The sequence below is a fragment of the Corynebacterium sp. CCM 9204 genome, assembly GCF_041357695.1.
Classification (GTDB): domain Bacteria; phylum Actinomycetota; class Actinomycetes; order Mycobacteriales; family Mycobacteriaceae; genus Corynebacterium.
This window is the reverse complement of record NZ_JAUERX010000002.1, coordinates 386,267-405,746: the sequence shown is the minus strand read 5'-3', so window position 1 is coordinate 405,746 and position 19,480 is coordinate 386,267. Positions and strand designations below refer to the sequence as shown.

The 19,480-nt window shown below is 61.4% G+C and carries 14 protein-coding genes; 3 read left to right on the top strand and 11 right to left on the bottom strand.

What is annotated here, in order from left to right; translation table 11 throughout:
- Positions 1 to 56: 56 nt before the first annotated feature.
- The 8 genes from QWU43_RS05935 to QWU43_RS05900 form a co-directional block, all read right to left on the bottom strand.
- Positions 57 to 1,829 carry an MBL fold metallo-hydrolase gene (locus QWU43_RS05935; RefSeq protein ID WP_370917367.1) on the bottom strand — a complete coding sequence of 591 codons (1,773 nt, stop codon included), beginning with the start codon at positions 1,827 to 1,829 and terminating at the stop codon, positions 57 to 59.
- 92 nt (positions 1,830 to 1,921) lie between these two features.
- Positions 1,922 to 3,817: a DUF262 domain-containing protein gene (locus QWU43_RS05930; RefSeq protein WP_370915025.1), complete on the bottom strand. Its 1,896-nt coding sequence runs from the start codon at positions 3,815 to 3,817 to the stop codon at positions 1,922 to 1,924.
- 102 nt (positions 3,818 to 3,919) lie between these two features.
- Entirely contained in the window at positions 3,920 to 4,909 is a 990-nt protein-coding gene (locus QWU43_RS05925) for a cation diffusion facilitator family transporter (protein ID WP_370915026.1), read from the bottom strand.
- A gap of 335 nt (positions 4,910 to 5,244) precedes the next feature.
- A complete protein-coding gene (locus QWU43_RS05920) occupies positions 5,245 to 6,078 on the bottom strand; it encodes a phosphosulfolactate synthase (RefSeq protein WP_370915027.1) in 834 nt (277 codons plus the stop codon).
- A gap of 29 nt (positions 6,079 to 6,107) precedes the next feature.
- Positions 6,108 to 7,502, bottom strand: a complete 1,395-nt coding sequence (locus QWU43_RS05915) for an MmgE/PrpD family protein (RefSeq protein WP_370915028.1) — start codon at positions 7,500 to 7,502, stop codon at positions 6,108 to 6,110.
- Positions 7,503 to 8,138: 636 nt separating this feature from the next.
- Positions 8,139 to 9,152: a ketol-acid reductoisomerase gene (gene ilvC / locus QWU43_RS05910; RefSeq protein ID WP_370915029.1), complete on the bottom strand. Its 1,014-nt coding sequence runs from the start codon at positions 9,150 to 9,152 to the stop codon at positions 8,139 to 8,141.
- Between the two features lie 202 nt (positions 9,153 to 9,354).
- Positions 9,355 to 9,879: an acetolactate synthase small subunit gene (ilvN, locus tag QWU43_RS05905; protein ID WP_370915030.1), complete on the bottom strand. Its 525-nt coding sequence runs from the start codon at positions 9,877 to 9,879 to the stop codon at positions 9,355 to 9,357.
- Complete coding sequence (locus QWU43_RS05900; RefSeq protein WP_370915031.1) at positions 9,879 to 11,765, bottom strand: acetolactate synthase large subunit; 1,887 nt, start codon at positions 11,763 to 11,765, stop codon at positions 9,879 to 9,881. Before QWU43_RS05900 ends, ilvN begins: the two co-directional genes overlap by 1 nt.
- A 487-nt stretch (positions 11,766 to 12,252) precedes the next feature.
- On the opposite strand from QWU43_RS05900, the gene QWU43_RS05895 reads away from it, so the two are divergent.
- From QWU43_RS05895 to ilvD, 3 genes are all read left to right on the top strand, one after another.
- The gene (locus QWU43_RS05895) at positions 12,253 to 13,881 is read left to right on the top strand and encodes a mechanosensitive ion channel family protein (RefSeq protein ID WP_370915032.1); all 1,629 of its coding nucleotides are present in this window, start codon (positions 12,253 to 12,255) and stop codon (positions 13,879 to 13,881) included.
- A gap of 45 nt (positions 13,882 to 13,926) precedes the next feature.
- Positions 13,927 to 14,631 carry a PH domain-containing protein gene (locus QWU43_RS05890; RefSeq protein ID WP_370917366.1) on the top strand — a complete coding sequence of 235 codons (705 nt, stop codon included), beginning with the start codon at positions 13,927 to 13,929 and terminating at the stop codon, positions 14,629 to 14,631.
- 70 nt (positions 14,632 to 14,701) lie between these two features.
- The gene (gene ilvD, locus QWU43_RS05885) at positions 14,702 to 16,543 is read left to right on the top strand and encodes a dihydroxy-acid dehydratase (RefSeq protein WP_370917365.1); all 1,842 of its coding nucleotides are present in this window, start codon (positions 14,702 to 14,704) and stop codon (positions 16,541 to 16,543) included.
- Positions 16,544 to 16,716: 173 nt separating this feature from the next.
- Here the strand turns inward: ilvD and QWU43_RS05880 are convergent, their stop codons facing one another.
- The 3 genes from QWU43_RS05880 to QWU43_RS05870 all read right to left on the bottom strand — a co-directional run bounded on the left by QWU43_RS05880 (position 16,717) and on the right by QWU43_RS05870 (position 19,455).
- The gene (locus QWU43_RS05880; protein ID WP_370915035.1) at positions 16,717 to 17,664 is read right to left on the bottom strand and encodes a DoxX family protein; all 948 of its coding nucleotides are present in this window, start codon (positions 17,662 to 17,664) and stop codon (positions 16,717 to 16,719) included.
- Between the two features lie 120 nt (positions 17,665 to 17,784).
- Positions 17,785 to 18,537 carry an HNH endonuclease family protein gene (locus tag QWU43_RS05875; RefSeq protein ID WP_370915036.1) on the bottom strand — a complete coding sequence of 251 codons (753 nt, stop codon included), beginning with the start codon at positions 18,535 to 18,537 and terminating at the stop codon, positions 17,785 to 17,787.
- A gap of 39 nt (positions 18,538 to 18,576) precedes the next feature.
- Positions 18,577 to 19,455, bottom strand: a complete 879-nt coding sequence (locus tag QWU43_RS05870; RefSeq protein ID WP_370915037.1) for a LysR family transcriptional regulator ArgP — start codon at positions 19,453 to 19,455, stop codon at positions 18,577 to 18,579.
- Between the last annotated feature and the right edge of the window lie 25 nt (positions 19,456 to 19,480).

Sequence of the window (19,480 nt, the reverse complement as noted above, 5' to 3'; positions counted from 1 at the left end):
AACACAGTTCGGAACCCCGAAAAGAGGGCTTCGGAGCGAGGCGAATGCACCAGACGCTACTGGTAGCTGACGAACCAGGGACGCGGATTGATGTCCATCGTCTGCTGTGGGGTGAACATCGGGGTGTCTTCGTCGATGAAGTTCTTCCACGCGATGAAGTACCTGGGATCGAGCTCCTGGCGGAGTACATCAAAAGTGGCGAACTTGTCTCCCGCTGTCCCGTGTCCGTCGGCGTGGAGCACGAAGGCGAGCTCCGGGTGTTCGAGGTTGATGTTCTCGCGGTTGCGGATCATCTGGAGCTGGAACTGGTGCAGCACGAACGCCTTCTGCGGGAGCTTGTTGTCTGCGGTGAGTTCGGCGAGCCAGTCGGCGACCTCGTTGATTTCCTCCGCTTGGACGTGGCCGACCTGTTGGAGAGGTACCTCGTCAGGCCCGAGTTTCCATTCGGCGTCGAGAGCGAGGCCGACGTTGGGGAGCTTGAGCAGGTCCGTGTAGATCTTTGCCTGGTCGATCAGGCGGGCTCGGCCCGGCTGGAGGTCGAGGACGGCGTAGCCGCCTGCGTCGGTGATGGCGTCAATGTAGGGACGCAGTTCTTCCGGATCGGCTTCGTTGGAGTAGTCGCCGTCAGGTCCGGGTGATGCGGAGGCCACGGTGGCGATAATCTCGAAGGCGGGGATCACGGGTTCCTCGGACAGCGGTGCGTACTGGGCGACGAGCTCGTTCAGGTGGGCGACGGATTCTTCGGGGCTCCGCTCCCCCATGATGCCGAGTGCGCCGCCGGAGGGATGCCCGTAGTAGGCGATCATGCGTCGCCCGGGGAAAACGAGTTGTCCGCCGCCGGGTTGTTCGGCGGTGACCATGGTGGCCCGCTCGGTGACGCGCGCGAAGTGCTCCGTGCTGCCGAACATCTCACCGAGTGCGATGACCGGATCACCGTCGAGGCCACGGATCAGATCAACGGACTCCCCGCTGATCCGCGGGTCTGCGTAGTCCAGAATCTCGACATCGGCTCCTGCGGCACGGGCGGTGGCCACTGCCGTGATACCGGTGCCGGGAGCCGCGAGGACGAGCGGTGCCCGGTCCTTGTCTTTGGCCCGGGTTGGGAGCTTTTCCGTTGGGGCCGGGTCGGCGGCGGAGGTCGACTGGCTGATCGAGGATTCCTCAGTTTCCGGGGTCGCGTCCGCCGTATCGTCACCCGCAATGTCTACTTCCCGGCCTGCGGTCTCCGCTTCTGTTGCGTCGAGCAGATCCCCGGGGGTGAGTGCCGCGATCTGCCGGAGTAGTGCGGCCGGGGTGGTCTCGGGAGTGACCTGCTCCGGGTTCTTCCCGGTGAGTGTCTCGAATCCCGTGGTTGTTCCGTCATCGGTATGCACCGTCACGGTTTCAGGAAGTTTCACCACCGCTCCGCCGACGGTGACGACGATCTTCGCACCGAGTCGATTGATCTCGGTTGTGAGTGCTTCGTCATTGTTTCCGGTGGCGGTGAGTACGGGAAGCCCCGCTGTAACTCCAATACTTGCGGCACGCTGCTGAGATGCGGGATCGAGAGCGGTGACGATGACGGCAGGGGCATCGGGGAAAAACAGTGCGCTGACCTCGATACCGGAGAGATCCGTGTCCGGGAGAACGCGGGGTTCGGTCCCGTAACGCTCAGCGATCGGTGTTTTAGTCCGAGCGGATGAGGAACGAGCGTCGCCCTGCTCCGAATTTCCTTCGTTAGCACTGTCAGAGACACATGCGGCGAGTCCGGATCCTACGAGCATCGCTCCACAGATAAGTGCGATGATGCGGTGGCGGTTCGGTGTCAGGGCGCGGTGGTCATGCGGCATGAAGCTCAACCGTCTCTTTCATCAGATCATTGGGGGTCTTGGTGGAAGATACTAGGCACCGGGACGATACATCCGCGGTGCAGACCGGGTGTTCAGGAATCGGTGTGCAGCACATCGGGGGCCGGAACCTGGTCAGCGGTACCATCGCCATTGCGTTTCCTGGTGGTGTCGGATCGAACGGTGCAGGCGAAGGCATCAGGTCCTTCCTCACCGCCACCGAGATTCTCCTCATCGACGTCACGGATGACGGGTTTACCCATCGCTTCCTCGATCATGCCGATGAACCGGGTTCGCCGGTCGGCGAAGAAGGCAGCCGAGTCACTGTTCCGGAGGGTCTCGGGGTCAAGCAGGTGGCTGGCCAGAACCGCATCGAAAGCATCGTCTTCCATGAGCGACTTCGACTGCACCCGCGTGAGGTATCGGGCGGGTTCTGAGCCGTCGATGAACACTTCGGTCCGGAGGCTCAACGGTGTCCGGTTCAGCACACTGTCCGCGAGGGTCTGATTGACTCCGGTACGGCGGCAATACTGCGGCGGGAAGATCGGGTGGAAAACCTCCTCGCCCTCGACGAGATTCTTCGCGTCAAAGCGGTCACCGGAGCGCCAGTCCCGGGCCCCCCGCCCCATGAGCAGTGCGTGGATGCCCTTCCAGACTCCGGATTCGGCACCGACACTGAGCATCCGTGACTCCACGAAGCGGGCGCCGGAGATCGAGGTCGGCTCAGGGGAGGTGTCGCTCCCCTCTTGTGCGGCGCGAATCCAGGGGGTTACCTGTTCGACGTCCCGCCCGGTCCGGACGATAACGGAGGCCGATCCATAGAGTTCACCGAATACTCCCGACCAGAACCATCGGTTGAGGCGGTCCATCGCCTGTGCGCACTCGAATATCTCAGGCGTCTCACCCAGTAGGGAGAGGATCACCGCAAGCGGCGTGATCTGTGCGGCATACGGTATACGGGAGGAATCTGTGATGCACCGTTCCTCCAGGAACCGAGCGGCCGCGACAAAGGCATCAAGGGTGCGCTGTTCCGCAGGCCGGTATTCCGCGAGAGTGAGTCGGAGGATATCTTCGCGGTGGCCGCTGGCGCTTCCTTTTCCCGCAGTTATCAGCAGTGTGGCCGCCGTGAAGAAGGCGGTACGGTCAATGTCATCGAGAACGGGGTGTGCGCGCAACGCCTCCTCGATGGCGGTCCATTCGTCAGAGAGTCTGAAGTCCGGGTCTTCGCTCGCGAAAACAGCGGTCAGCAGATCGACGACGTCCATCTGCAGACCTGCCGAGTTCGCCTGGGAGAAGATCGACCCCACGCCGCCCTGCGCCGTCTCCCGGTCCAGTCGAATGATCGGAACGGAATAGCGGACGAGCGGTTTGGCGACGGTGTTATTGAAACGCTTCACCCGTTCCCGGGTCACCGGATCAGCGCCCTCAATGAAGTCGAAGAGCATGTCGGTGCCCTCATCCTCGAGCAGCGCGGAAACGGGGACGAGGCCGTGAGCACGAGCCGCCGCGCGATCGGGGAGGCCTCCCGGAATCTTCGGAGCGTAGTGGGATTTGATCTCACCGTTCGCGTCGGCGGACAGCACCGCTTCGTCGGGCATGATGTCCTCTGACACGGCTTTCTCCACGTCGACGTAGAAACGCCGCCTGATGCGCATCGAACGAAAGTCGACGGTGTCGACCAGCCCGTTTCCGCGCAGGCAGTGGTAGAGGGTGGTGAGGCGCTGCTGCCCGTCGAGAATGAGCATTCCCGGGTTCCGCCCGGTGTCGGGTGCCCCGGCAAGCGGACGAGGACGGAAGCGCATCGGCTCGTTGCGGGTATCCAGCGCCATGAGGCAGCCGATCGGATAACCGCGCAGCACAGTAACAATCAGGGAGCGGATACGGTCAACATTCCAACTGTAATCCCGTTGGAAATCAGGAAGTTGGACGTCGCCGCGGTCAATGCGGGCGAAGAGGTCGGTGAGGTCATAGCTCGGTGTGGTGAAACCCATGACGATGACTCTATCCCGGTTTATCAACATCTGCGCTACATCCGTAAGAAACCCCGGTGCCGACTGCCTGTCCACCACCGGGGCCGGGAACTGACACGTAGGTCAGTCGTGGACACTCGGTTCGTGTTCAGCGTGGTCGGAGGTCTCGATCTGGATCGTCGCATGGGATACCCCGGCCTTCTCCAAGCGCTGGTTCGCGACGTCGAGGATATTGCACCCGCGATCGGCCCGCGCGGGGTCAACGACGAGGTGGCAGGTGGCGATAAGTTCATTTCCGTCCATCGTCCACACATGGAGATCATGCACGGCCTCTACCCCAGGGATATCCACCAGAGTACGGCGCATCTCCTCGATATCAACATGCCCGGGAACCCGTTCCATGAGCACACGAGTGGCGTCGAGAAGCAGACGCATGGAGCGCGGAAGGATGATCGCGGCGATGACGACGGAAGCGATGGTGTCGGCGAGGATGAAGCCGGTTGCCCGGACGATGAGACCCGCAACGATGACGGCGACTGAACCGAGCATGTCCGACAGCACATGGAGATAGGCACCGCGCATATTCATACTGTCATGCTGGCGGCGGACGAGCAGAAGCGCAGAACCGCCATTGGCGATGAAACCGATGACCGCGACAATGAGCATCATCGTCGTGTCGATGTGCCCCTCCCCGCCGAGTCTCTTGATCGCCTCAACGACGATCCAGATGGAGATCAGCCCGACGGAAAGAGCGTTGACTGCGGCCGCGATCACCTCGATGCGACGGTATCCGTACGTGGCGGACGCTGTTGCCGCACGACGCCCGATGAGAATGGCGACGAGCGCAATCACAAGTCCCGCGGAATCGGAGAGCATGTGGGCCGCATCGGCGAGCAACGCCAGTGATCCGGAGAGTAGACCGAAGATGACCTCCGCGAGGAAGATCGTGGTGGTCAGGACGATGACGCCGATGAGCGCCTTGAGGGATTTAGGTGCATGGGCGTGAGCATGCCCACCGGAACCGTGGCGATGGTCATGATCAGCATGATCGTGACCATCGCCAGACGTGTGGTCATGGTCGTGGTGGTGCCCGGATTTCATGCTCTCGCTCATGAGATGAACCTTAACCCAACGAAGCCCTTATTGAAACCTTATTGAAAACGTGTTGGCCTTAAGCTGCGGAAACATGGGAAACCCCCGCCACTTCCAAAAGTGTGGAGCGCCGTAAAACCCCTCTCCACATGGGCAAAGAACTAAGTACACACTTACCTGAAACGAATGCCGGTTCCATTAGCTTCTCCTCCATATTCACCCCTTCACATCACCCCCGCGACAAACGGAGAACCGCACAGTCAGCAATACATGACAGAGATCCCCGCCATCCACCGCGATTGAACATGTCGCGGCGGATGACGGGGATCTGTGATCATCCGTCAGAAACCAGGAGATCAGTGGGGGTTGATCACACGGCCCCAGGTGGACTTGTTGCCCCAGATGTTCTGGCGAAGACCCTCGAGCTGCAGGACCTGTGAATGGTCGACGAACAGGTTGCACTCATTGCCGTAGTTCTTGACGTACCACTCGAAGACCGGGCCGTCAGCGGCCTCGAACATGACGTTCTCGAGACCGAGACCATTGATGATGGACGCCGCGGCGCCGGTGTTCCATTCCTTGACATTCTCTGTGATGCCTTCGGACTCGATCATGATGATCGAGGCGCCGGCATCGAGCGCCCGCTTGCCGCGGTCGATCAGGTCGCCGATGTCCTTGGCGGACTCAGCGGCAAGCTCAGCCTCAGAGGAGTCGCCGCCGGAGCCGATCTGGATGCCGAGTTCCGGCTTCGCCTTCAGTCCCGCCTTGACGACCTTCTCCACGAGGCGTTCAAGACCAGAAGTCGGGAGCATGATGAACCCGGTCGAGATCTCGATGACATCGAAGCCGACTTCCTTGGCTTCCTTCAGGTAGTGATCGACCGCGTCGTCACCGTAGCGCAGGACCGTCTCAATCCAGCCACCGGAGGAGACATAGGCGTCGTTCTCGTGAGCGATGTCGGAGAATTTGCGGACCTGCTCAGCGGGGCACAGCGCGAATGAACCGCCCGCCCACTTGATTCCATCGACCCACTGGCCCGCCATGTCGAACACATCCTGGAGGTGACGGGTACCGAAGGTGTCGTAGTAGGGCGCGCGAACCTCGGTCATGCCGTAGGTGCGCGGCTTAGCGGGGCGCTTGGCGCGGGGAACGAAGTTGAAGGAGACGTCGAAGTCAATAGCGTTGGACATGGTGATGCCTTTCTTTCGGTGATGCGGTGTCAGGAGCGAGTCGTGGAGACTCGGGCAAGCAGGTCGGTCAGTTCGGAAATATGGGCGACTTCCTCGAGCCGGTGGACAATGTCGCAGATCTCGGTGCGCAGTGCCTCATCGGCGAAGGGCTCAGCCAGTGCGGTGAACTTCGCCACCGCACCATCCCAGTCAAGCGGCTGGGAATGGAAGCCGTCGTAGGCGGATTCCACGGCGTGGTACTCAGTGCCATCGTTCATGACGATGACAAGGTCGGCGGGCATCTCGTTCGGGAATCGGTCGGAGAACTCGTCCGACGGGGTGATGGTGACCTTGCCCATGAGGGTCTGCACATCATCGGCGACAATGCGCTCCGCCTCGTACTGTGCGGGGTTGAGCTCCCCGTCAAGGATCGTCACGGCGAGCATCCACGGCAGGGAGTGGTCGGCCTCCTCCTTGGTACGGATCGAACGCTTGTCCCCTTCCTCGCCACCGCCGATGATGGAGTAGGCGACGTCGAAGGTGGTCAGACGTACTTCCTTGATCTCGGCGGGATCGAAGTCGTGCTTTCCCTTGAGCTCGAGAGCTGCCTCGAGTGCAGACTGTGAGTGGATCTCGGCATTGTACTTTTTGATGATGGTTCGGGTTACGGACTCCAGGTCCTCCTTGGACCAGTCGAGCTCGTAATCGCCGGCGAGTGCCTTGAACCCCTTGTTACCCTCGAAGACGGCCTCCGGGCCGGTGATGCCCTTCCCCGCGAGGAGAGCGTAGAACATGCCCTCCTTGGAGGTGTGCGGATAAGCCAGCCCCTTCCAGTGGGACAGATTGCCGGTCCGGGTGACGCGCAGCGCGACGTTCGCGGTGGCTGTCATCGCGGCGGCGTTGGCAATGGCGTCGGCATCGAGTCCGAGGGCGAGTGCGGCGGAGGCGCCGGCAGCGAAGGCGCCCTGAGTGGTGTGGTCGAAGCCGAGCGCACGCACGGGTGCAACATCAGACAATCGGGTGTGAATCTGGTAGGCGACGGCGAAGGCGGTGAGGAAATCGCGCCCGGACGCGCCGGCAACCTCGGCGGCGGCGAGGACCGCACCCATGTTGTCCGAGGGGTGGTTGGTCTCCCCCTTGGCGAGGTAGGCATCCATGAAGTCGAGGTAGCGAGATGCTGCGGAGTTGTGGAATGCCGCGAGGTCGGCAGCGGTCTTTCCACCACCAATGAGAGTGGCCTGGCCGTTGCCACCGAGATCATCATTGAGCGATCGGATGGCGACGAGAACGTCGGAGTCCAGTGCTCCGACTGCGACTCCGAGAGTGTCGAGGACGCGGATCTTCAACTGCTCCAGCGCTTCCGGCGACATCTGTTCGAGAGTGGCGTTTGCGGCGAAATCCGCCATCTGCTGAACTTCGGTGCGAGTCGTGGTCACGAGGTACATACCTTTCTGGTGGGGCAGCCTCGGGTGGCCCGGGTCTCCGGCCCACACCCCACACTGTTAGCGAAGGCTGGCCTTACAGTACGAGCGTTATGTTTTGGGTGTCAACGGGTTCCGGCCCCCACCTACAAAACCTCTTCCGGATGCCTCATTCCGAGACGTCATCTCCCGCACGGGGGCGATATAGCCACCATCAATCCCCCAGACAACCCCATTCAACACCCACGTCAGGCACCTTGACCACAGAACAGCCCCCTCACCACGCAGACAATCAGACCTGCACATGCCACCGCACCCCAGCATTCTTCGACACATCCCAATGTCGTCTGGCGCCCGAATAATTCTCGGATCGCCACAAAACGAGACCACGCGCCACACGCCATCCAAAATCCCCCACACACCCCCACAGTCACCCATATACCAGCACTAACCAGCCCTCAAAATCAGCACCCAAATTCACCCCCGAAATTAGCCCCGCAATACCCATGAGGCCACCGTGCGGCACCAACTTCCGTTCACCCGGAACCACCTACCGCGCCACGGGATCACATACGAAAATCCGCCCACGCTCCGTCAGACGGGTCGTGGGCGGATTTTCAGTCCGCGCGAAACCGGTTCCGCGGCTTCGCCGTGTGCGCTTTAGGCCGTGGCGTCGAGCGGGTTCTTGACCCAGCTCATCAGGTCACGCAGCTTGACACCGGTCTTCTCGATCGGGTGCTCGGCAATCTCAGCACGCATTCCTTCGAGCTCCTTGTTGCCCCCCTCTACGTTGGCGAGGAGACGCTTGACGAAGCTGCCATCCTGGATGTCCGAGAGGACCTCCTTCATGCGCTCCTTGGTACCTGCATCAATGATGCGGGGGCCCGCGACGTAACCACCAAACTCGGCGGTGTCGGAGATGGAGTAGTTCATGTTGGCGAGGCCACCTTCCCAGATGAGGTCAACGATGAGCTTCATCTCGTGGAGGACCTCGAAGTAGGCCATCTCGGGGGCATATCCGGCCTCGGTCAGCACCTCAAAGCCCTGCATCATCAGGGACTCGAGACCACCGCACAGCACGACCTGTTCGCCGAAGAGATCCGTCTCGGTCTCTTCGCGGAAGGTGGTCGGGATGACGCCGGCCCGGGCACCGCCGATGGCTGCAGCATAGGACAGTGCCAGGTCCCGCCCCTCCCCCTTGGGATCCTGGTCAACGGCGATCAGGCAGGGAACACCCTTGCCGTCGACGAACTGACGACGCACCAGGTGGCCGGGCCCCTTCGGGGCGACCATCGCGACGGTGATGTCGTCGGCCGGCTCGATGAGGTCGAAGTGGATGTTCAGTCCGTGGCCGAAGAAAAGGGCATTGCCGTCCACGAGGTTGGGCTGGATGTCCTCGGTGAAGATCTGTGCCTGGGAGGTGTCGGGGGCGAGCAGCATGATCACGTCAGCCCACTTGGAGGCTTCGGCGTTTGACTTGACCTCGAAACCGGCTTCACGAGCCTTCACCGCGGACTTGGAGCCGTCACGGAGGCCGATGCAGACCTCGACACCTGAGTCCCGCAGACACTGGGCGTGGGCATGCCCCTGGGAACCGTAACCGATGATCGCGACCTTGCGGTTCTGGATGATCGACAGGTCGGCGTCGTCATCGTAGAGAACTTCAATTGCCATGGTACTGTGTGTTCCTTTTCCTCGAATTGAGATGTATCGGTCGAAAAACGCATCTGGTGCGATGTGTTCTAGCTTAGATGTTCAGTCTCCGTGCGTAGCGGTGGGTGTGCCGCATGGGGAGGTCAGGCGCAGCGCCTCGTGGGCGATGGAGGTGGTGTGTGGGGGCATCCAGACGGGGTTGGTGTCGGTCACCCCAGCAGAATCAACGTCCGTTGGCCGGGGCCATGGTCTTGGGACCGCGGCAGAGGGCGATCTCACCGGACTGGATCATCTCCCGGATGCCGAACGGGGCGAGTACTTCGAGAAGCGCTTCGAGCTTGCCCGGAGTACCGGTCGCCTCGATGACCACAGCGTCGGGAGAAACGTCGATGACCCGAGCCCGGAAGATGTTCGCGGCATCGACGATCTGTGGCCGGTTACTGGCATCCGCGGAAACCTTAACCATCATCAGTGCACGGGCAACGGTGCTCTCCTCCGGGAGGCGGACGACCTTGAGCACGGGGATGAGCTTGTTGAGCTGTTTGGTGATCTGCTCGATGGTGTGCTCGTCTCCCAATTCCCCGTCAATCACGATGGTGATGCGGTTGATTCCGTCGACGTCCGTGATCGCAGAGACGATGGATGCGATCGGGTAGCCACGACGGGTGAACAGTCCCGCGATCCGCGAGACGATTCCGTCGACGTCCTCGACGAGAACGGACAGGATGTGGCGGTTCTTCGGGAACATCAGTTCTTCTCCTCGGTGTGCTTGGCGGCGTCGTGTGCGTTGCCTTCGATGGCTTTCTCAACGTCAGACAGGGCCGTCGCCGCCGAGTCCTCGTCGAACAGTGGGCGCAGATCCTTGGCATATTGGATGTCGGTATTGGAGTGACCGGCGGCAACCATCGGCCAGACCTGCGCGTCCTCTCCGACGATGAAGTCGATGACGACGGGACGGTCGTTGATCTCACGGGCACGTCGGATGGCCGGGATCACGTCCTCCTCACGGGTGACACGGATCGCCTCGCAGCCGAGGGCTTCGGCGAGCTTGACGAAGTCGGGCACGTACTCCCCCTGGTTCCGCAAACGGGTGTTGGAGTAGCGGCCCCCGTAGAATAGGGTCTGCCACTGACGGACCATGCCCAGGTTTCCGTTGTTGATCAGCGCGACCTTGATGGGGAATCCTTCGACAGCACAGGTGACGAGCTCCTGGTTGGTCATCTGGAAGCAACCGTCTCCGTCGATCGCCCAGACCTCCTTGTCCGGCATGCCGGCCTTCGCACCCATCGCTGCGGGTACGGCGTAGCCCATCGTGCCGAGGCCACCCGAATTGAGCCAGGTACGGGGGTTCTCGTAGTCGATGAACTGGGCCGACCACATCTGGTGCTGGCCGACGCCGGCGCAGTAGATGGCATCCGGTCCGACCTCCCTGGACAGTGTGTTAATAACGTACTGGGGGGAAATCGCGCCGTCGTCGTTGCCCGTCCAGCCACGCGGGAACCTGTCACGGAGACCATTCAGGTAGGAGACCCAACGGTCGATGGCGGGCGGAGCCAACTCAAGCTTGCGGTACATGGTCAGCAGAGCATCCAGCACCTCCCGGGCGTCTCCGACGATCGGGACGTCGGCGTGACGGATCTTCGAGATCTCGGCGGGGTCGATGTCAGCGTGGATCACCTTGGCATCTGGGGCGAAGCTGTTGAGGTCGCCAGTCACCCGATCATCGAAGCGGGCACCGATGGTGATGAGCAGATCGGACCGCTGCATGGTGGCAACGGCAGAAACACTGCCGTGCATACCGGGCATCCCCATATGCTGTGGGTGACTGTCCGGGAAGGATCCGAGTCCCATTAGCGTGGTCACCACGGGGATACCGGTGTACTCCGCGAAAGCCAGGAGTTCCGCATGCGCGTCGGCCTTGATGACGCCACCGCCAATGTAGAGACACGGACGCTCGGCCGCAGAGATCATCCGGACGGCTTCCTCTATGCGACGGTGATGTGGCGTAGTGACGGGTTTATAGCCCGTAAGCGTTACTTTAGGGGGCCAGACGAAATCGCACATCGCGTTCTGGACGTCCTTCGGAACGTCGATCAGGACGGGCCCGGGCCTACCGGTAGAGGCGAGATGGAAGGCGGCGGCGACCGCAGCAGGGATACGGTCCGGGTCCGTGACCATGTAGTTGTGCTTGGTCACCGGCATCGTGATGCCCCGGATGTCCGCTTCCTGGAAAGCATCGGTACCCAGTAGCGTATGGCCGACCTGCCCGGTGATGGCGACCACCGGAACGGAATCCAGGTGTGCGTCAGCCAACGGGGTGACCAGGTTGGTGGCTCCCGGCCCGGAAGTGGCGATACACACCCCGACCCGGCCAGATGCCTGGGCGTATCCTTCAGCGGCATGTCCCGCCCCCTGTTCATGGCGAACGAGGACATGACGAACTTTCTCGGAGGAGTACAGCGGGTCGTACAGCGGAAGAATCGCACCGCCGGGAATACCGAATACGACGTCGACCCCGAGTTCCTCAAGCGAGCGGACGATTGCCTGCGCTCCGGTCATGCGCTCGGGGGCGGATGGTTTCGCGTCCTTCGCCAGCATGGCGGGACTGGGGTGTTTACGAGCTGCCACGTTCACGACGTCGGGCTCCTTTGGGGATGGTCTCGGTGAATAACGATCAGTCGGGAGTTGGTATCACTCTTTCGTCATTTCCTCTCCCGGAGTACCGGAGGAGAGGCTTTCACGAAGCGGGCGAACACCAGGTCGAGAAAGAACAAAACCCCCGTCCACTCACCGTTTCTACGGTGGTGTCGAGGGCGTTTGACTTCACGACTTGTACGGCCGCTACGGCAAACGCCGGCTGCTTACGAGTACAAGTCGAATGTTGGTCATGTCACGAAATGTTACACAGACAACCGGGTATCCCGGCAACTTTCGCCACCCCATCCCATACCCCCGTCCACAGGACGGGACACCCGGGTTGCACCTGAAGGCCCCATCCACCAGTGGGCTGGGTCACTGACGGTGAGAATGCTTCGGTGGATCACCCCACCGCGCGGGGGTAATCCATCAACTTCGCCATCCGAGGTGAAGGCCCGCACAGAACCGCGTTAGTCTATTCCGCATGCTCCACACCCAGATGTCCTTCATTCCCTCGACATGGTTGAAATGGCTCCTCGATCAAGGGATCGAACTCGCCATCATCATCGTCGTCGCTTTCTTGGTACCCAGGATCGGGCGCCTCTCAGTCCGACTGATCACCCGACATCTCGACCCGACCGAGCAGGAATCCAAGCAACGCCTGGCCATCGTGGGCACTGCCGTCTATCTGGTCCAGTTAATCGCCTACTTCTTCCTCTCGATCGCGGCTCTCAAGGAACTCGGTATCCCCCTCGCGGGAGCCGCGATCCCCGCGACAGTAGTCTCCGCTGCCGTGGGCCTCGGCGCCCAATCGATCATCGCGGACTTCCTCGCCGGGTTCTTCATCATCTCGGAGAAACAATTCGGCGTCGGCGACTGGGTCCGGTTCGAAGGCTCAGGCATCGACATCGAAGGTGACGTCATCCAGATCACGATGCGGGCCACCCGGGTCCGTACCCTCGCAGGCGAAACCGTGACCATCCCGAACTCCACGGCCAGGGTCTGCATCAACCATTCCAACTATTGGGCCCGGGCGGTCGTCACCATGCCAATCCCGCTCCTCGGGTCAGATTCAATCGACCACGCCGTACAGCGCTCCACCGATGCCACGCTCCGTGCTCTCGAACAACCCGAGATCGCCGGAGATGTCACCGGAGAACTCGATGTGCACCCGTCAGTTGGAGTAGAGGGGCCACAGACCGTCGGTATGCCGTGGATGGTGGACATGCGTTTTATCGTTCAGGTCCACCCCGCTCGCCAGTGGGCCGTGGAACGTGCCATCCGAACCAGGATCATCGAGGAGTTCTGGGCGGAGTACGGTTCCGCAACAACAATCTCGGGTGCGGTCCGAGAAACACTCGAGGCTGACGCCCCACAAATCGAACGCGCCTTCACCCGAACTCCACTCATCGACGTCAATGACGATCCTTCCGTCAGCACTCGAAACGACATGCAGGAGACCCCTGAAAACCAGGACACCGAAACCACCGGAGAATCCAACTCCCCCGCCCAGGTATCCGGAGTAGCGGCGACTGCAGCAGGAGCAGGAGCCGCAACCGTAGCCATGAACACTGCCCTAGGCGATGGACCCCGCGGCACCCAACGCCCACCAACACAGGACAAGAACCGCTCACGCTCCGACATCTCCACCAACGACCCCACCGACCCCTCAAACGGGAGCTCCCCGGATCACTCGGCCGACCCACACCTGGCAGCTCTACTGCGGAGGACGGTCGACACGACGGGGTGGCGCCGCTTCTTCACTTTCGGCGGTCGGGTCAGACCCTCAACCACCGGCCTCTGCGTTGCACTGCTGGGGCTCATCATCCTCAAAGGATACGCACTGGAGCAGAGCGCGGAATGGAACCTAGAGACGCCTCCGATCGACGTACCCGCAGTCACGTCCGCCCCGGTCACTACCCAGGAATCCGTCACCTCCACCAACCCACAATCCTCCCCGGCGCAGCCACCTTCCACCAAACCGACCATAACCGATGAAAAGATCCCGGCGACCACGCCGGCAACAGGTTTTCCCTCCGCTTCTCCGACCGCTGACTCCCCGGGGACGCCAGCGGCAGGTGACAGCGGAGACACCAACACCGGGAACCCCTGACCCCGAAGTGACTCGGGTACCGGCGATTCAATAGAATCAGCAGGTATGTCCTCCACAAGCCCCGACGCTGATCCTGATTCCGGCAACGGTGCCGTCGGTGCAAGCCCCGTCACCGAAACCGTGTTCCGGCCAGAACGTACCCACCTTCTGGGGGCTGGTCTGATGCTGCTGACCAGTCTGCTCACGGTAGGAGCAGCACCCAAGTATCTGTTCTGGCTCCTGGCGCTTCCCTTCTTCTACGCCTATTGGACACTAAAATCGCGTACCACCGTCCACTCCGACGGCATCACCGCAAGCTACGCGCTATCCCGGAGCCGCAGCGTTACATGGGAGGACTTCGCCGGAATCCGCTTCGGAGCGGGAAGCTCACACGCCCGGTCGCATGATGGGCGTGAGTTCACGCTCCCAGGTATCTCCTTCAACAGCGTGCCTGATCTCGCAGCGGCATCCGGTGGCCGGATTCCTGACGTGATCGCGGCCGGTCGCGCAGCCGCTGATGACAAGGTCGTCGTGATGCGCAGGGACGGTCACCAGGTGGTCAAGACACGCGAGGAGGCAGCCCGCGAGATCCTGGCCGCCCAGGAAGAGATCGAGCGGGTGAAGAAGGAACGTGCCGCCGCGAAACGTCACGGAGGCATGGAGCCCGGCGGCTGGTACAGAACAGATGCCGAAGGACATCCCATCATTGAGGAACAGGGCGATCCCCGTTCCGGTGATGGAAGCAGGAACACCAGACCCGACGTGTCCTGAACAACATCCCACATATCCCCTTTATCCGGGGATCCCTTGACCCGCCCTTACAAGCAGAAGACAGCCCTCCATGATCCCCTTACGCTCGAGAGTCACCACTGTCGGACGCAACGCGTCCGGCGCCCGCGCCTTGTGGCGCGCCACCGGAATGAAGGATAACGACTTCGGTAAGCCGATCGTCGCCATCGCGAATTCCTACACCCAATTCGTGCCCGGTCACGTTCACCTGAAAAATGTCGGTGACATCGTCGCCGAAGCCATCACTGCGGCAGGTGGGGTTCCCAAGGAGTTCAACACCATCGCCGTCGATGACGGCATCGCGATGGGGCACGGTGGCATGCTCTATTCATTGCCCAGCCGCGAGATCATCGCGGACGCCGTCGAATACATGGTCAATGCCCATACCGCTGATGCCCTGGTGTGTATCTCTAACTGTGACAAGATCACGCCGGGTATGCTCAACACCGCCCTACGCCTGAACATCCCAACAGTCTTCGTCTCCGGAGGACCGATGGAAGCCGGCAAGGCTGTCGTCGTCGACGGCATCGCCCATGCCCCGACGGACCTCGTCACCGCCATCTCCGCATCCGCCAACGAAGGCGTCGATGCTCCGGGACTTTCCCGGATCGAGGCTTCAGCATGTCCCACCTGCGGCTCGTGTTCGGGCATGTTCACTGCCAACTCGATGAACTGCCTCACCGAGGCACTCGGGCTGTCTCTTCCCGGCAACGGATCAACTCTGGCCACGCACAAGGCTCGCCGGAATCTGTTCACCCGAGCCGGAGAAACGATCGTCGAACTGTGCCGCCGTTACTACGGTGAAGAGGACACCTCCGTGTTACCCCGGTCCATCGCGACGAAGCACGCCTTCGACAACGCCATGGCACTCGACATGGCGATGGGTGGGTCCACGAACACGGTTCTCCACATCCTTGCCGCGGCACAGGAAGGTGAGGTCGATTTCGACCTCGATGACATCGACAACCTCTCCCGGCAGGTCGGTTGCCTGTCCAAGGTCTCCCCGAACTCCAATTACCATATGGAGGATGTGCATCGCGCCGGCGGTATCCCCGCCATCCTCGGTGAACTGCACCGTGGCGGTCTCCTCCACGACGACGTACACTCCGTGCACTCCCCCGATCTGCAGTCCTGGCTCGATGCCTGGGACATCCGCGGCGGGAAAGCAACGGATGAAGCAATCGAGCTGTTCCACGCTGCGCCAGGTGGTGTGCGAACAACGGAACCATTCTCAACAGAAAACCGCTGGGACACTCTCGACACGGATGCCGTCAACGGATGCATCCACGACGTCGAGCACGCCTACACAGTCGACGGTGGGCTAGCTGTTCTGCGAGGCAACATCGCACCGGACGGTGCGATCATCAAAGCCGCGGGTATCGATGAAGAATTGTGGCACTTCTCGGGTCCCGCCCGGGTTGTGGAATCACAGGAGGAAGCGGTCTCCGTCATCCTGAAGCGGGTCATCCAACCAGGTGAAGTCCTCATCGTCCGCTATGAGGGGCCCTCCGGCGGCCCCGGAATGCAGGAAATGCTGCACCCCACAGCGTTCCTCAAGGGCGCGGGACTGGGCAAGAAGTGTGCGCTGATCACAGACGGCCGCTTCTCCGGAGGATCATCCGGACTGTCGGTGGGACATGTCTCCCCTGAAGCCGCACATGGCGGCGTCATCGGTCTCATCCGGGACGGTGACACCGTCACCGTCGACATCCACGAACGCCTCCTCCAGTTGGAGATCGACGACGCTGAGATCGAACGTCGTCGCAATGAGATGAACGCCTCCGACAGGCCCTGGCAGCCCGTCAACCGTCAGCGTACGGTGAGTAAGGCGCTGCGTGCATACGCAAAGATGGCGACTTCCGCGGACAAGGGAGCGGTTCGCCAGGTCGACTGACCTTTCCCAACACAGGGAGGGCCAGCCCGTAGGGCTGGCCCTCCCTGTGTTTCCGGGAACGCGTATCAGTATCCGATCGTCACTATCCCGGACAGATGTCCCATGCGCTGATCCCGAGCCGGCCACACACCAGTGGCCGGCTTCTCGGATCTGCCGTGTACAGACTGCTCAGATCACCTACTGAACGGATATGCGCCACCGGTGACCAGCCACCAGAGCCCGACCGCACAGCCGATGCCGATCAGAATGAAGATGATGGAGCTCCACAGCGGGCGGCGGGCCCAACTGCGGCTGAAGTCCAGGGAAATACGTCCCGGACCGGTGAGCTGGAGTCCTACAGCAACGACGGTCATCAGAACTGCAAAGCGAACTCCGTCACCCCATTGGAACGGATTGACCGGGGTGTCTGCGATGTTGATCTGGTGGAGCGCAAGGAAAGCTGTGGACACGGTCGCGAGGGCCGCAGCGAGCGGGGTAACCAACCCGAGCACTAGGAGGATACCTGCAGCAAGCTCAACACCGGGGACCGCGATCGAGAGCACACCCGCCATCTCGTATCCCGCGAACTGCTCCTCAAGAGCAGTGATTCCGCCACCGTTACCGAGCCGGAAGAACACTGACACCGAGTGCAGGATCAGCAGCGCTCCAAAGAACAAGCGGATCAAGAAGAGACCCAGGTCAATCGTACCGCGCTTTGCCTCCGGTTCATCTTCCTCGAAAGACTCATCCGTGTGGTCTGATTCGGTGGGCTGAGCCTGCTGTTGAACAGGTTGCTCCTGTACCTGTGCCGGAGCACCTGTCATGATAGGCATCGTCGTCGTGGGTTGATCGGTGGCGAAATCTGCGTCGGTATACCCGGACGCCACAGAGTCGGTTTCCCTGAACTGTTGAGCCCGGTACTGATCCTGGGTCGGGAACGCCGCAGTGGCTGGCTCTCCGGCGCCGACCCCCACGGACTGCGGGGCAGCACGGCCTGCACGGTCATACACGGACTCATGGGAAGTTTCGGTAGCGGGAGTTTCGTCCGCATCTCTCAGGGGCGCGTAGCTGGTGGGGATGTCGAAATCGTCAAAATCCTCGGGTTCGGCACGATCAGGGCGGGAACTATTGTTGTCGTTCATACAATGCAGGGTAGGTGAACTGCAGAGGTTTTGCCCGCACCGGTGCCGGGCGAGTCGACATATTGACTCGAAATCGTTACGCATCGGTCATACTGTCCGAGCAGAGTCAACGGCAACGGGTCAGGAGCAGGAAGCCAGTTGCGAGGCCAGTGCATCATGTTCCGCGGGAGTCACCCACAGGTGATAACGGTGTTTGACTGTGATCTGACGTTTGACGTACTCGCATCTAAAGTTGCTGTTCGGGGGAAGCCAGGTCGCAGCATCGGAAGCCCCTTTCTCCTGGTTCATCGGCCCCGAAACCGCCAGGAGGTTGTCGGGGTCATTCGCGAATGCCCTACGTACCTCCGGGTCCAGATCCTGGGCACCTTTCATCCAGGCATCAGCAAGAGCAACGACATGGTCTATCTGCACGGCGCTGCTCGTACCGGCTCCACGGAGAAAGTCGATCTGGGTACCCGTGTAGTAGTCGTTGAGCACGCCTGACTCGACAACGCAATCATGGGTACCGGGCCGAAAGCGGACCCTGATCAGATCTCGGGCGAGAATGTCATTACGGGTGTCACAGCCGTTGTGCCCGAAGGGGACTTCCACGTCATCACTCCACCGTTGACCGAAAGCCTCACGGGCGTAACCCGTCAGCGGGGCTCTCTCCCGGATTGTCAACTCGTCAAGCATGTCCCTATAGAGCCGTGGACCGCGCCGGTCCCCCGTCTCCGGCATGGGGGTGCTGTCTGCCGTGGTTTCACCACTACCCTGCGCATCCTGTACCGCGCCGAGAAGCACAGACACCAGAGTCACGGCTCCCGTTATCAGGAGAACAATGGCGATGGAGGCGAAGGCATAACCACGTCGTCGTGACCCGGAGTTGCTCACAAACCGATACCGTAGCACCGTGGCGGTGACTACGTGAGGTTAGGACACCGGTTCGAGACTCTCCGCCGCCGCAGCCACCACGGAATCTGTGAGTTTCTGCAGCAGCGGAGATTCCAGCCGCCAGTGCTGCCAGAACAACGGGACGATGGAGACACGTTCGTCGAGAAGCACGAGTTCCCCGGAATCGAGGAATGACGCAGCCTGAATCTCAGGAACTAGCCCCCATCCGAGTCCCGCTCGGGCGGCCTCGACAAAACCCTCCGACGAGGGAATCTGGGAGATGCGGCGATGCCGAGGCAATCGATCGACCCGCCCAGTCAAGTCTGAATCCTGGATCTTGTCATTCGGCCCGTAACGCAGTGCTGGCATAGCAGCCCAGTCGAGCCTCCCGTTAACCGTATACACATCCCGGAGTTCCGGGGCTGCCACCGCGCGATAACGCATGATGCCGAGAGGACTGACCGTGCATCCTGAAACCGGCGAGTGTTCCCTGGTGACAGCCCCAAGACAATCACCACGGCGGAGCAGCTTCAGGGAATGCGACTCGTCTTCAACCCGGAGTTGAAGGGTCGCGGAGTCCCAGGAGGCGACATCCGAGAACACAGGGGTGAACCAGGTGGCGAGAGAGTCCGCATTGATCGCCACACTGAGGGGAACACGCGCGAGGCGACCCCGGAGCTGGGCATCTGTCTCAGCCTGCAGAAGAGCCATCCTGCGGGCGGCCTGGGCAAGCACCTCCCCCGCAGCAGTGGCAGTGGTCGGACTGGTACGACGGATCAAAACCCTTCCCGCCTGGGATTCAAGCGCTTTGATCCGTTGACTCACTGCGGATGGCGTGAGCGAGAGAGCGTCAGCGGCACCTTCGAAAGAACCTTCATCGAGGACAGCGAGCAGTGTGGCCAGGTGAATCGGATTCATGAAGCAATTCTAACGCACATTCAAA

Coding starts and splice junctions, on each gene's coding strand:
- ilvD (WP_370917365.1), top strand. CDS start 14,702: ATGATCCCCTTACGCTCGAGAGTCACCACTGTCGGACGCAACGCGTCC.
- QWU43_RS05895 (WP_370915032.1), top strand. CDS start 12,253: ATGCTCCACACCCAGATGTCCTTCATTCCCTCGACATGGTTGAAATGG.
- QWU43_RS05920 (WP_370915027.1), bottom strand. CDS start 6,078: ATGTCCAACGCTATTGACTTCGACGTCTCCTTCAACTTCGTTCCCCGC.
- QWU43_RS05930 (WP_370915025.1), bottom strand. CDS start 3,817: ATGGGTTTCACCACACCGAGCTATGACCTCACCGACCTCTTCGCCCGC.
- QWU43_RS05915 (WP_370915028.1), bottom strand. CDS start 7,502: ATGTACCTCGTGACCACGACTCGCACCGAAGTTCAGCAGATGGCGGAT.
- QWU43_RS05925 (WP_370915026.1), bottom strand. CDS start 4,909: ATGAGCGAGAGCATGAAATCCGGGCACCACCACGACCATGACCACACG.
- ilvC (WP_370915029.1), bottom strand. CDS start 9,152: ATGGCAATTGAAGTTCTCTACGATGACGACGCCGACCTGTCGATCATC.
- QWU43_RS05890 (WP_370917366.1), top strand. CDS start 13,927: ATGTCCTCCACAAGCCCCGACGCTGATCCTGATTCCGGCAACGGTGCC.
- QWU43_RS05935 (WP_370917367.1), bottom strand. CDS start 1,829: ATGCCGCATGACCACCGCGCCCTGACACCGAACCGCCACCGCATCATC.
- ilvN (WP_370915030.1), bottom strand. CDS start 9,879: ATGTTCCCGAAGAACCGCCACATCCTGTCCGTTCTCGTCGAGGACGTC.
- QWU43_RS05880 (WP_370915035.1), bottom strand. CDS start 17,664: ATGAACGACAACAATAGTTCCCGCCCTGATCGTGCCGAACCCGAGGAT.
- QWU43_RS05870 (WP_370915037.1), bottom strand. CDS start 19,455: ATGAATCCGATTCACCTGGCCACACTGCTCGCTGTCCTCGATGAAGGT.